12 protein-coding genes are annotated in these 13,165 nt (G+C 59.9%); 7 read left to right on the top strand and 5 right to left on the bottom strand.

Annotation, left to right across the window (positions count from 1 at the left end):
• Nucleotides 1-246: 246 nt before the first annotated feature.
• Nucleotides 247-2,064, bottom strand: coding sequence for an S-layer homology domain-containing protein (locus ODJ80_RS08265; protein ID WP_263041715.1), 1,818 nt, complete (start codon nt 2,062-2,064; stop codon nt 247-249).
• Nucleotides 2,065-2,365: 301 nt separating this feature from the next.
• Between ODJ80_RS08265 and ODJ80_RS08260 the strand changes: the two genes are divergently transcribed.
• From ODJ80_RS08260 to ODJ80_RS08230, 7 genes are all read left to right on the top strand, one after another.
• Nucleotides 2,366-4,120, top strand: coding sequence for an S-layer homology domain-containing protein (locus ODJ80_RS08260; RefSeq protein WP_263041714.1), 1,755 nt, complete (start codon nt 2,366-2,368; stop codon nt 4,118-4,120).
• Between the two features lie 231 nt (nt 4,121-4,351).
• Nucleotides 4,352-6,979 (top strand): valine--tRNA ligase, encoded by a 2,628-nt coding sequence (locus tag ODJ80_RS08255; protein ID WP_263041713.1) that lies wholly within the window; start codon nt 4,352-4,354, stop codon nt 6,977-6,979.
• Between the two features lie 65 nt (nt 6,980-7,044).
• A complete protein-coding gene (locus tag ODJ80_RS08250; protein WP_263041712.1) occupies nt 7,045-8,352 on the top strand; it encodes a bifunctional folylpolyglutamate synthase/dihydrofolate synthase in 1,308 nt (435 codons plus the stop codon).
• The gene (locus tag ODJ80_RS08245) at nt 8,352-8,780 is read left to right on the top strand and encodes a hypothetical protein (protein ID WP_178863432.1); all 429 of its coding nucleotides are present in this window, start codon (nt 8,352-8,354) and stop codon (nt 8,778-8,780) included. The genes ODJ80_RS08250 and ODJ80_RS08245 overlap by 1 nt, the downstream gene beginning before the upstream one ends.
• Nucleotides 8,781-8,960: 180 nt before the next feature.
• Nucleotides 8,961-9,278, top strand: a complete 318-nt coding sequence (locus ODJ80_RS08240; RefSeq protein WP_178863434.1) for an anti-sigma factor antagonist — start codon at nt 8,961-8,963, stop codon at nt 9,276-9,278.
• The gene (spoIIAB, locus tag ODJ80_RS08235) at nt 9,278-9,709 is read left to right on the top strand and encodes an anti-sigma F factor (RefSeq protein WP_178863436.1); all 432 of its coding nucleotides are present in this window, start codon (nt 9,278-9,280) and stop codon (nt 9,707-9,709) included. The genes ODJ80_RS08240 and spoIIAB overlap by 1 nt, the downstream gene beginning before the upstream one ends.
• Nucleotides 9,693-10,361 carry a sigma-70 family RNA polymerase sigma factor gene (locus ODJ80_RS08230; protein ID WP_263041711.1) on the top strand — a complete coding sequence of 223 codons (669 nt, stop codon included), beginning with the start codon at nt 9,693-9,695 and terminating at the stop codon, nt 10,359-10,361. Before spoIIAB ends, ODJ80_RS08230 begins: the two co-directional genes overlap by 17 nt.
• Before the next feature lie 45 nt (nt 10,362-10,406).
• Here the strand turns inward: ODJ80_RS08230 and ODJ80_RS08225 are convergent, their stop codons facing one another.
• The 4 genes from ODJ80_RS08225 to ODJ80_RS08210 all read right to left on the bottom strand — a co-directional run.
• On the bottom strand, nt 10,407-10,997 hold the full coding sequence (locus ODJ80_RS08225) for a GNAT family N-acetyltransferase (RefSeq protein ID WP_263041710.1): 591 nt from the start codon (nt 10,995-10,997) through the stop codon (nt 10,407-10,409).
• Nucleotides 10,998-11,034: 37 nt separating this feature from the next.
• A complete protein-coding gene (locus ODJ80_RS08220) occupies nt 11,035-11,661 on the bottom strand; it encodes an HAD family hydrolase (RefSeq protein WP_263041709.1) in 627 nt (208 codons plus the stop codon).
• Nucleotides 11,662-11,770: 109 nt separating this feature from the next.
• Nucleotides 11,771-12,691: a homoserine O-acetyltransferase MetA gene (gene metA, locus ODJ80_RS08215; RefSeq protein ID WP_263041708.1), complete on the bottom strand. Its 921-nt coding sequence runs from the start codon at nt 12,689-12,691 to the stop codon at nt 11,771-11,773.
• A gap of 59 nt (nt 12,692-12,750) precedes the next feature.
• On the bottom strand, nt 12,751-13,165 hold a 415-nt coding region (locus tag ODJ80_RS08210; protein ID WP_263041707.1), incomplete at its 5' end, for a hypothetical protein.

Genomic DNA, 13,165 nt, shown 5'->3' with positions numbered 1-13,165 from the left:
AGTTTTTTACGAGTTTCTTACAATCGCATACATAATTTGCAGAATAGTTTGCATAATAGGAGGGTTTGTCGAAAAATACATAACAAAATACTGCGATTTTCCGCTAAGGTCATAAAATGAGGTATACATAATTTTTTGACTTTCAGAGCTGTCCAGCCCCGCCGGGCGCGTTTTGAAGCAAAAAAGAAGGGGCCCTATAGAGGGTACCCCTTCTTTGTACTGTGCAGGCTTGAGACGGATGGAAATTTACAGCCCCGCGTCGTAGGCGTTCAGCACAATGGCACAGGCCTGGGCCCTTTGGGCGGGGTCTTGGGGAGCGAAGGTGTTGCTGCCCATGCCGGTGATGAGCCCCAGCTCCCGGCAGGCGTACACTGCTTCCTTGGCCCAGTCGTGAATGGAGCTGTCATCCGCGAAGGTGCCGGAGCTGCCGCTGTAGGTCAGCCCGGCGTAGTTGGCCATTGCCACGCAGATCTGCTCCCGGCTGATGGGTTCCTCCGGCCAGAAGGCGCCGCCCCCAATGCCGGCCATGATGCCCTGGCTGGTGACCCAGTTCACCGCCCCGGAATACCAGATATCCCCGCTGACATCATTGTAGCCTGTCTCCCCCTTATAGTCCTCTGCGTTCACACCGGCCAGGTTGGCCAGGGCTGCCGCAAACTGGGCCCGGGTGATGGTGCTGGTGGGCGTAAAGGTCTGGTCCCCGTTTCCGGAAAACAGCCCCAGCTCCACGGTGCGGTCCACGTGCTCAAAGTACCAGTCATCGCTGGTGAAGTCTGTGAACAGGCTGCCACCCGCAAAGGTGATGGTGGCCATAGGGCTTGTCCAGCCGTCCCGCACGGCTACGGCCCGGTAGGTGCCGGAGGCGTGGATAGGACCGGTGTAAGGTGTGCTCTCCGCAGTGGGGCGGCTGCCGTCAGTGGTGTAGCGAATGTCCAGCCCCTCTTCTGCGGTGATTACCAGCCTGCCGTCCTCCACAGAGAAGACAGGGGCCTCGACGCTGGCTTCCTGTTCCACATAAGGGGCCCACACATAGCCAGAGCGCCCGGTTTCCGTCACCACAGAGCACCATTGGTCGCTGGCGCCATCGCCGTTGGAGAGCCGCTCTCCCGTCACAGTTTCCAAAATCTGCACCCGCTCGTCCAGAGCCAGGGTGGCCAGCTGCCGGGACTGGGTAGTGGGCTCCTCCCGCAGCGACACCCCGACGCCGGTGATGCGGCCGTTGAACTCATCTTCGCTGGGCACGTCATCCCCGCCGCCGATGATGTCGGCGGTGCTGTCCTTCCCGCTGTAGCCCAGGCTCTCCAGCTGCTGGGCTACGGTGGTGGCGGAGACGTACTCCGTGCTCAGAGCCGGGGCCTCGGGAGAGTTCGCCGTCAGGGGCTCGCCGTCGGAGCCCAGGGCGATGCCGTCGCTGCCGATGGTGATGCCGTCTACCACCTTGTCCACATCGTACTGGCAGTCGGTGTAGTGGTACAGGGCCCCGTCAAATTCGTACCAACCGTTGGAGGGGTACAGGGTGCCGTTGTCAAACACATGCCAGGCAGTCCAGCCCCGGCCGCTGCCCACCACCTGGTCATACACCATGTTGGTGTTGAAATCGCTGTTGTCCGTGGCCATGTTGTTGCCCACATAAATGCCGATGTGGCTGTAAATGCCCGTAGAAGGGTCGTTGTAATCGGGCATGGTGATGACCAGCCCGTGGATGCGGGGGATACCGTAGAGCTCATCCACATCACCGGAAAATACACAGTTGTATTTCACTTGGGAGGAAGCGCCGCCATAGCAGCCGGCCTCCGCTCCAATATCCTTAAAGTAGGCGTAGATCAGCCCGGCGCAGTCGGACTCCCGCAGGCCGTCGCCATCGGTGTCTCCGCCCTTGCCGCCGTACACATACTGCCAGTTGTCCCGGTAGGCCATCAGGCCGTGCTCGGCCAGGCCGATGGAAGTGGGGGTGCCTGCTGCCTGGGCGCTCTGGCCCAGGCCGGCAATAGAGGCCAAAAGCACCGCCAGTGTCACAAAAAACGTGAGCACCCGGCGGGCAGGTCCCGCAGATTGCTGTGTCATAAAGCATTCCTCCTAAACATGAAAGGGCTTTTTCCCATTTTAAACTCCCGATTTCCCCGCGGGAGAAAGGAAAACTTCTCCCCGATGTGCCCGTAGGCGAAAGTGCCAAAGGTTACAAATCTGTTACATTCTAGCACAAAATCCGTCAAGATGCAACCCTGGGGCAGAATTTCCCAGTCAGAGCCCCTGCTGGAGAGCCCTGCTGGGGATTGACATTGGGGATGGATTCAGGGATAATAGAGACACTATTTATAGAAAAGTCCGGCTTTTGGGCTGGAGGGAAGAAAGGGGAAGAAAGACGATGAAACAGAGGATCGCAAAGGGGTGGAGCCTGCTGCTGGCAATGCTGGTGCTGCTGTCCGTTCTGCCCGTGGGAGCTTTGGCTGAGGAGGCCCAGCAGCCCGCTGGGGAGCTGGGCGCCGTGTACCAGTGGACTGACGGGGAACAGGGCTATGCCCTGATGGAGACCCGGGATACCCTGGGCGGGGACGAAGCGGGATATTCGGCGGCCCAAACCTTTTCCGCGCCCCTGGGTTCCTACGACGACGGTTCTTTTTACGGCCAGCTCACTGCCCGGCAGAAGGCCTGCTATGACCAGCTGGCCGGCCTGCTTCCCAACGAGATCCTTTTCGCCGCGGAGGTGGACGGTTACCGCCAGGTGCAGATGTTCGTGCAGGAGCTTTACAACCTCACCTTGACCGGCTCCATCCAGAACTCCACCTTTGTGCCGGATTCCGCTTCGCAGGCCCTGTACCGCTCCATTTACACCGACCTGTGCGCGGCCATCACTGCCCTGCGTTACGACCAGCCCGGCCTGCTCTGGCTCTCTGACATGCGCTACGGCATCACCTGGAGCAGCACCGACGGCCGCTCCGTCACCACTGGCAATGTGGTTTTCGCCTTCCGCCTGCAGTATGGCGGCAAGGAGCAGCAGATGTGGCTGGAGCAGGCGGAAGCCGCCCAGCAGATTGCGGACCAGGCGGCCCAATATCCCACCCGGTACGAGCAGATCCAGGCTGTCCACGACCTGCTGGCCGCCCAGAGCACCTATAATTACGGTGCCTTAGAGGAGGACGGCACTGTGAATGCCAACCTCTCCCACCAGGCTTACAGCTGCCTTATCGCCGGGGACGCCTATGAGCCTGTGTGCGATGGCTACGCCAAGGCTGTGAAGATGGTTTGCGACCTGTTGGAAATCCCCTGCGCCCTGGCGTCCAGCGACACCCACATGTGGAACAACATTAAGATGGATGATGGGGACTGGTACAACCTGGATTTGACCTGGGATGACGCCAACGACCAGGCCATCTCTTACGATTACTTCCTCATCGGCTCGCAAACCGTGGTAGACGGCCAGGCCTTCAGCCGCCAGCCGGACCATGTGGAGGAGAACCCCTGGCAGGAAAGTTCCGATTTAAACCATGTGAACTTTGGATATCCGGTGAAGAACCAGAAGGCCTACCAGCTGGTGGAGGGGGGCTATGACCCCCTGCGCTTCCCCGATGTGAAGCGCAGCGCCTGGTACTATGACTATGTGGAGTCCGCCGCAGATATGGGCCTGTTTTCCGGGGACGAGCGGGGCTTTTTCAATCCCCAGAAGGACATCACCCGGGCGGAGTTTGTCCAAGTGCTCTACAACGCCCTGGCCCCTGAGGACTACGTCCCCGCCGGCACCAGCTTTACGGACATCAAAACGGGGGACTGGTTTTACGCCCCTGTGTGCTGGGCAGAGGAGCTGGGCGTGGTCTCCGGCTACGAGGACGGGGGCTTCCATCCCAGCGGCCTCATCAGCCGGGAGGAGATGTGCGTGGTGCTGAACAACTACATGCAGTCCATAACTGGCGGCATCGCACCCCAGGATGAGGGCTTCCAGTTCCCGGATGACAGCCGCATCTCCTCCTGGGCCAAGGAAGCCGTCTACAACGCCTACCAGCTGGGCCTGGTCTCCGGCGATGAGAAGGGCCTGTTCAACCCTGGGGACAACACCCAGCGCTGCCAGGCCGCCACGGTGTTTGTTAAGTACGTCCAGGCCTTGGAAAACGCCGGCCTGGCGTAAGCCCCGTATCGCGCTTCGCCCGAATCGCGCAAACCATGAGAAAGCCGCTCCTCCTGGGGCGGCTTTTCTGCGCCCTCAATCCTAAAGAAAAGGCATAAAAGGGCATTTTCCCCCCTTTATGCCCGCATTTTCTGTTGACAAACCGGGCATAAGATGAAATAATAAATTTTCAAGGGAATTTTACCGAAGAATCGCCGGGAACTTCCCGGATAGGAACCTGGAGGGAACAACATGAGCAAAGAGCTTGCGAAAGCCTATGAGCCTCAAGAGGTGGAGGGCCGCATCTACGACTTTTGGATGCAGGGCGGCTACTTCCACGCCGAGGTGGACCCGAAGAAGAAACCCTACACCATCGTCATCCCGCCCCCCAACATCACGGGGCAGCTGCACATGGGCCACGCCTGGGACGAGACCCTGCAGGACATCCTCATCCGCTGGAAGAGGATGCAGGGCTATTCTGCCCTGTGGCTGCCCGGCACCGACCACGCCTCCATCGCCACCGAGGCCAAGATTGTGGAGGCCATGCGGGAAGAGGGCCTTTCCAAAGAGGACCTGGGCCGAGAGGCTTTCTTAGAGCGGGCCTGGGCCTGGAAGGATAAGTTCGGCGGCCGCATTTTGGAGCAGCTGAAGCTGCTGGGCTCCTCCTGCGACTGGGATAGGCTGCGCTTCACCATGGACGAGGGCTGCTCCAAGGCGGTGCGCCATGTGTTCGTCAAGCTCTATGAAGAGGGCCTGATCTACCGGGGCGAGCGCATCATCAACTGGTGCCCCCACTGCAAAACCGCCATTTCCGACGCGGAGGTCATCTTTGAGGAGCAGCAGGGTTCCTTCTGGCACCTGCGCTATCCTCTGGCTGACGGCAGCGGATACATTGAGCTGGCCACCACCCGCCCGGAAACCATGCTGGGCGATACCGCTGTAGCCGTTCATCCTGAGGACGAGCGCTACAAGCACCTGGTGGGCAAGAACGTCATCCTGCCCCTGGTGAACAAAGAGATTCCCATTGTGGCCGACGAGTATGTGGAGATGGACTTCGGCACCGGCGTGGTGAAGATCACCCCCGCCCACGACCCCAACGACTTCGAGGTGGGCCGCCGCCACAACCTGCCCGTCATCAATGTGATGAACGAGGACGGCTCCATCAACGAGAACGGCGGCAAGTACGCCGGCCTCTCTGGGATGGAAGCCCGCAAGCAGATCGTCAAAGACCTGGAGGAGGGCGGCTACCTGATCAAGGTAGAGCCCCTTAAGCACAACGTGGGCACCTGCCAGCGCTGCCATACCGTGGTGGAGCCCCGTGTCTCCACCCAGTGGTTCGTGAAGATGGAGCCCTTGGCAAAGCCCGCCATCGACGTGGTGAAGGACGGCACCATCCGCTTCATCCCCGAGCGGCTGGAAAAGACCTACTACAACTGGATGGAGAACATCAAGGACTGGTGCATCTCCCGGCAGCTGTGGTGGGGCCACCGCATCCCCGCCTGGTACTGTGAGGACTGCGGCGAGACCATCGTCTCCGAGACGGACGTGGACACCTGCCCCAAGTGCGGCGGGAAGCACATCCACCAGGATGAGGACACCCTGGACACCTGGTTCTCCTCGGCCCTGTGGCCCTTCTCCACCCTGGGCTGGCCCGACGAGACGGAAGAGCTGAAATACTTCTATCCCACGGACACCCTGGTCACCGGCTACGACATCATCTTCTTCTGGGTGGCCCGGATGATCTTCTCCGGCTTGAAGCACATGGACAAGGCTCCCTTCAACACCGTGCTGTTCCACGGCCTGCTGCGGGACTCCCAGGGCCGGAAGATGAGCAAGTCCCTGGGCAACGGCATCGACCCGGTGGACGTCATCAATCAGTACGGCGCGGACGCCCTGCGGTTTACGCTGGTCACCGGCAACTCCCCCGGCAACGACGCCCGCTACTCCGATGAGAAGGTGGCCGCCAGCCGGAACTTCGCCAACAAGATCTGGAACGCCGCCCGGTTCATCCACATGAATATCGACGGCCACAACGTGCCCTGCGCCCTTCCGGAAACCCTCTCCCTGGAGGACCAGTGGATCGTCAGCCGGTTCAACACCGTGACGAAAGAAGTCACCGAGAACCTGGATAAATTCGAGCTGGGCATGGCCGTGTCCAAGCTGTACGATTTTATCTGGGATGACTTCTGCGACTGGTACATCGAGCTGGCCAAGCGCCCGCTGACTGGCGGGGACGAGGCAGCCGCCCAGAATACCCGCCAGGTGCTGGTGTGGGTGCTGACGAACACCCTGGCCCTGCTGCACCCCTTCATGCCCTTCGTCACCGAGGAGATCTGGCAGAGCCTGCCCCACCAGGGCCAGGCCCTGATCGTGGCCCCCTGGCCGGAGTATGAGGAAAGCCGCGCTTTCCCCCAGGCCGAGGCGGAGATGAAGAAGGTCATGGAGCTGATCACCGCCGTGCGCACCCGCCGCAGCGAGATGAACGTGCCCCCCTCCAAGAAGGCCCACCTGGCCATCGAGGCCGCGGACACGGCCGCCTTTGAGGCGGAGAAGGAGGCCATCGCCCGCCTGGCCTATTGCAGCGGCGTGGAAGTGGCCCAGAGCGTACCCCAGGCTGAGGGCAGCGTGACGGTGGTCACTGCCGCCTGCCGGGCCTACCTGCCCATGGACGACCTGGTGGACAAGAAAGCGGAGACCGCCCGCCTGACCAAGGAGCTGGAAGGCGCCAAGAAACAGCTGGCCACCGCAGAGGCCAAGCTGCAGAACGAGAAGTTCATCAGCAAGGCGCCCCAGAAGGTCATCGACGGGGTGAAGGACAACGCGGAAAAGCTGCGGGAAAAGGTCTGGGGTATCGAAGAGGCCCTGGCCGCCCTGCAATAAGGAACACAGAAAAAACGGCAAGGAGGTTTCCCACGGGAAACCTCTCTTTGTGTGGAGGAGATACCATGACCTATGAAGAAGCTCTGGACAATGTGTACGGCCGGCTGGTGTTCGGCATCAAGCCGGGGCTGGAGCGCATCAGCGCCCTGCTGGACCGGCTGGGGGCCCCCCACAAGCAGCTGAAGTTCGTCCATGTGGCGGGCACCAATGGCAAGGGCACCTGCTCCACCCTGGTGGCTTCCGCTCTGCAGGCGTGCGGCCTGAAGGTGGGGCTGTATACCTCCCCCTATGTGCTGGAGTTCCGGGAGCGGTTCCAGATCGACGGGGAGATGATCCCCAAGGAGGAGCTGGTGGAAGAGGTGGAGACCTTGGCACCCATCGCCGACCAGTTTGAGGAAAGCGGCGACCAGGTGACGGAGTTCGAGTACATCACCGCCCTAGCCCTTCATTGGTTCGCCCGGCGCCAGTGCGATATCGTGGTGCTGGAGGTGGGCATGGGCGGCCGGTTCGACGCCACCAACGCCATCCCCGTGCCGGAGGCGGCAGCCATCATGTCCATCTCCCTGGACCACACCGCCATTTTGGGGGACACCCTGGAGAAGATCGCCTTTGAGAAGGCCGGTATTGTCAAGGAGGGCGGCCGGCTGGTGCTCTACCCCGACCAGGCCCCAGAGGTGACACGGGAGCTGGAGCAAATCTGCCAGGAGCGCCAGGTGGAGCTGTTCCTCCCCGACCTTTCCCAGGTGCGGGAGGGGGAGCGTTCCCTGTCCGGCACGGCCTTCACCGCGGAGACGGCCCCCTGGGGGCGGCTGGCCCTGCGCACCCCCTTCCTGGGGGAGCACCAGGTGAAGAACGCCGTCACCGCCCTGAAGGTGCTGGAGGTGCTCCAAAGCCGGGGCTGGCCCGTCACCCCCCAGGGCATAGCCCGCGGATTTGAAAGGGCCTTCATCCCCGCCCGGATGGAGGTCATCTCCCAGTCCCCCCTGGTGCTGCTGGACGGCGGCCACAACCCGGGCTGCTCCCATGCCCTGCGTCAAGCCTTGGAGGAGTTCGTCCCCCAGAGGAAAGTAGCCATCATGGGCGTGTTGGCCGACAAGGACAGCCGGGGCGAGCTGCAAGTGCTGGGCCCCCTCTTTGACACCATCGTCACGGTCACGCCCCAGGGACACCGGGCCCTGCCCGCCCAGCAGCTGGCTCAGGTCGCCAGGGAGTTCTGCCCCAAGGCCATCCCCGCGGGCTCCTGCCGGGAGGCCCTGGCCGTAGCGTCCCGCGCCATGAAGCAGGACGCCGCCCTCATCGTCTGCGGCTCCTTCTACCTGGCGGGGGAGATCCGCGACATGCTGAAAGGTAAGTTTGGAAAAGGAAACCTGTAATGAATTTCTATGAGCATGCTTGCGTGGTTTTAGTATGGTATGTGATTTCATTTTTTTACATTCGCTTAACGCTGGCCGGGATTATTTCGTACCAGCTGAACAACAGCACGCTGAAAAAACGGAAACAAGGTCAAAGCGTAAGAGAGTGGTTCCTCTATAAAAGATTTCGCGATGTAGTTCCTAAAACACTGTTGTTGCTCTACTTTGTGATTTTGTTTGGGCACCCCGTGGTTTTATTACTTTGCTGTTTTTTCGATTGTGTTGTAGCTCTTCCAGTGATTGGGCGTGGGTTAGCCCTAGGAGCTGTGGTATTTGACATAGGCTGGTGTATAATATACAGCTTGCTGTTCTGGAGAATGAAACCCGGAACGCCATACTCCCGCTGGATCAAGAAGAAACGCGGCATGCTGCCCAAACGGCGGAAGTGAGGCCCTTCTCTTGGAGAAAAAAGAACTTTCCGCTGTGACATCCTTTGGCAAAATACGCACCCATCCCTTTGTAGAATAGATGCAAAGGGAAGAAACAGGCTTTTGGAAGAAGGCTGGCCCTTCTTCCAGGGCCTTTTTTTCTTTGCCCCGCCCTGTGCCGAAAAGAAAGGAAGGAAGACTATGAGTGTACAGCTCAGCTATAAAGAAGGGGTGCTCACCGCCCGGCTCTCCGGGGAGATCGACCACCACAGCGCCCGGGATATGCGGGAGGCCATCGACGACACCGCCCAGAAGGTGAAGCCCTACTGCCTGCGGCTGGACTTTTCCCAGGTGCCCTTTATGGACAGCTCCGGCATCGGGCTGATCCTGGGCCGGGTGCGGCTTTTGCAGTTTTGGAAGGGCCATGTGGTGCTCTGCGGCCTTTCCCCGAACCTGGGCAAGATGGTGGAGCTCTCCGGCATCGCGTCCCTGGCAGCCATCGAAAGGAGGGCTGGCTGATGAAGCCCATCAATCAAGCGCAGATCAGCTTCGACTCCCGCTCCGTCAACGAGGGGTTCGGCCGGGCGGCGGTGGCGGCGTTCCTCTCCCAGCTGGACCCCACTGTGGCGGACCTGACCGACATGAAGACCGCCGTTTCCGAGGCGGTGACCAACGCCATCGTCCACGGCTACAAGGACAAGCGGGGCACCGTGTACATAACGGTCAAGCTATTTGAAAATGGCAAGGCCGTGGTAAAGGTGCGGGACAAGGGCTGCGGCATCCCGGACATTGAAAAAGCCATGGAGCCCCTGTTCACCACTGGCGGCGAGGAGCGGGCGGGCCTGGGATTTGCGGTGATGCAAAGCTTCTGTGACAGCGTGCGGGTCACCAGCGCCGTGGGCCGGGGCACCAGCGTCACCCTGACCAAATACTTTGACACCAAACAGTGAGCGGGAGGCCTGCCGCCGCACGGTGGAGGAGAACCTGGGCCTGGCGCATCTGTGCGCCCGCCGGTTCCTGGGCAGGGGTGTGGAGTATGACGACCTGTTCCAGGCGGGGTGCGTGGGGCTTGTGAAAGCGGCGGAGAACTTCGACACGGCCCGGGGGGTGAAATTTTCCACCTACGCCGTGCCGGTCATCCTGGGGGAGGTACGCCGCCTGTTCCGGGATGGCGGGGCCCTGCGGGTCTCCCGGGGCATGCGGGACCTGGGGCGCAAAGCCCAGGAGACAGCGGACCAGCTCCGCCAAGAGACGGGAAAAGCCCCTGGAGTGGCCCAGGTGGCCCAGCGCTTGGGCGTTCCCGTGGAGAAAGCCGCCCTGGCCCTGGGAGTGGGACAGGCTCCCCTGTCCCTCACCGGTCCAGAGGACGGGGGCGAGGTGGACGTGCCCGTGGAGGCCCCCGAGGAGAGGATGACCGAGCGCCTGACCCTGTATCAAATTTTGCAGACCCTGGAGGAGCGGGACCGCAAGCTCATTCAATACCGCTACTTCCAGGGCAAAACCCAAACCCAAACCGCAGCCCTGCTGGGTATGACCCAGGTGCAGGTCAGCCGCCGGGAGAAAAAGCTGCTGCTCTTCATGCGGGCCGCCTTCGACCAATAGAAAACGCCCCCTCCTTGGCCCGGAGGGGGCGTTTTCTATCGCTTGTTAGAAATACTGGGCAGGTCCGTCCAGCTTGGGTTTCCGGTCCGTGGGCAGCAGGGAGTAGAGGGTCAGATCCACGATGCCCTTGTCCGGCCAGAGGAAACCCTCCCGAATGGTGCCCTCCTTCACAAAGCCGCACCGCTCCAGCACCAGCACCGCCCGGTAGTTGATAGGCAGCACAAAGCATTGGATTCGATGGACCCCCACGGTGCGCAGCAGATAATCGCAGGCGGCCCGCACCGCGGCGGAGGCGTAGCCCTGCCCTGTGTATTCTGGAAGCAGCATAAAGCTCAGCGTTACGGATTCCACCTGGCGGTCAAGGTGTGAGACCTCCAAAAGCCCTACCAGCTGGTTTAACGTGGAGTAGATTCCCAACACCACGCCCCGGCGCTCTTGGAACAGGGTGTCGAACTGGCGCAGCCGGGCGGCGCATTCACGGGAGGAATGTACTGCCCCTTCCGGGGTAAACCGGTGGGTGTCCTCGTCGCTGAGAAGGAGCCACAAGGCCTCTGCGTCCATGTCGGTAACGCGGGTCAAGGTCACCTTTTCGCCGCTGATAAAGGGATAACTGGAAAACAGCAGAGAGGTTTTCATGCCTCCTCCTTTCTGAAAACACAAGCACCAGAAACCTTCACACTTCTAAAAGCTGCGGCAGCTCTGAAAAGGAGAGGAGCTTGGGCGCTTCTTCCACTTCTCCAAAGCCGTAGGCTGCGTGAAGAAAGGGAACCCCGGCCTGAGCGGCCGCCTCCTGGTCCATGTGGGTGTCCCCCACATAAAGGGGGGAGGCGAGGTGGTTGCGCTTGACCACCAGGCGGATATTTTCCCCCTTTGGCCGGCCCGTCCGTCCAATACACTCCCAATCGGTAAAGTACCGGTGAAGCTGGTGCGCGTCTAAAAAGCTGGGAATGTAGTCCTCGTTGCAGTTGCTGACAATGAACAGGGGCAGCTTCTGAGAGAGCTTGTCCAAGGTCTCCACCAGGCTGGGATAGAGACGCCCCCCGTGCTCCCGCAGATACCCATTTTCCACTTGGCAGCACAGGTCGAACAGTTCCTGATGCCGCTGGGGGGAAAGCTGGGGGTATAAGGTGGCCATCAGCTGTTCGCCAGTCATGCCCATCACGCCTTCCAGCTGCTCTCGGGTGGGAGGCGCCTCCACATCCGGTTGGCCCTGCAGGGCAATTTTCCAAGAGGCTGCCACCGCCTCGGTGGAATCCCATAAAGTGCCGTCCAGATCAAACAGGATGCCGTCGTATTTCATAAGAAGCGCTCCTTTCCGCGTCGTACTTTCCATTATATCGGATTCACTCGGGGTTTGCAAGAATGGTCCCTGCCCCGCCCGCGAAACGCTTTGTACAGGCACGCCGCCCTCACTGACCGCCGCACAGAAAGTCATAGGGGGTCTGCTGGTATACATAATAGTTCAGCCAATTGGCCACCAGCAGGTGCGCGTTGCTCCGCCAGGTAAAGGGCGGGGTTTTGGTGTCGTCATCCCCGGGAAAGTAATGGTAGGGCACTTTGGGATTCAGGCCCTTGTTCACGTCCCGGAAATACTCCTTGGCCAGGGTGTCCCGGTCGTACTCCGCGTGCCCGGTGACAAAAATCTGCCGCCCGCTCTGATTGGTGACGATGTGCAGCCCCGCCAAGTCTGACACCGCCAGGGGAATCAAATCCGGGTGCTTCTTGATATCCTCCAGCCGCACTTCGGTGTAGCGGGAGTGGGGGGCGAAATAGTTGTCATCAAACCCCCGCATCAGGGGATGGTAGGGATTTAAAACCGTGTGATTGTAAATGCCGCTGAGCTTTTCCGGCAGAGGATACTTGGGAATGCCATAGTGATAGTACAGCCCGGCCTGGGCGCCCCAGCAGATGTGCAGCACCGAGTAAACATTCTCCTTGCTCCACTCCATGATCTGGCACATCTCATCCCAGTAATCCACCTCCTCAAAAGGCAGCTGCTCCACGGGGGCCCCGGTGATAATCAGCCCATCGAACCTCTGACCCCTTACATCGCCGAAGGTTTTGTAAAAGGTATTTAGATGATAAGAGCTGGTGTTCTTGCTCACATGGGTCGCCGTGTGCAGCAGTTCTACATCCACCTGCAGGGGTGAATTGCTGAGAAGCCGCAGCAGCTGGGTTTCCGTTTCAATTTTTGTGGGCATCAAATTCAGAATGGCAATTTTTAAGGGCCGGATATCCTGGGTCTGCGCCCGTTCGTGAGTCATCACGAAGATGTTCTCAGACTCCAGAACTTCAATTGCGGGCAGGTCCGCTTGGATGCGCAGGGGCATGAAACCACACCTTTCAGTTGTAAGGTAAGTTAGAACCATAAGGAGACGGACGGCAAACCTCACGAAGAAAGAGGAAAGCGAAAGGAAAGACGTCCCATACATAATATATAGAAAATAGGCATAGAGAGTTTTCCCTCTGGAATGGAGATATTATAACACGATCTCTTTGCCGTTGTACAGAGGGGGAAAAGGGGGAAAGAAAGAGGAAACGGGCCTTCCTGAAAAGAAAATGAAAAAACACGAAAAAAGGTGTTGACATTTAAGGGAGGGTGCGGTATAATATCTGAGCGCTCGAGAGAGAGCTCGAAAAACTCGGAAGAGAGCGGCTGAAAATCGGAACCTGACCGGTGAACGGAAAAGGCCGCGAAAAAAATCCGAAAAAAGTGCTTGACAAACTGAAGCGAATGTGGTAAGATAGTCAAGCGCTCGAGAGAGAGGCCGACAGGCTGAACGAAATCGAGAGCGTAAGGACCT

Origin of the sequence: Acutalibacter sp. LFL-21 (genome assembly GCF_025630755.1) — a bacterium.
Classification (GTDB): Bacteria; Bacillota; Clostridia; order Oscillospirales; family Acutalibacteraceae; genus Acutalibacter; species Acutalibacter stercoravium.
The sequence above is the reverse complement of the archived record's forward strand: the minus strand, read 5'-3'. Positions and strand labels throughout refer to the sequence as shown.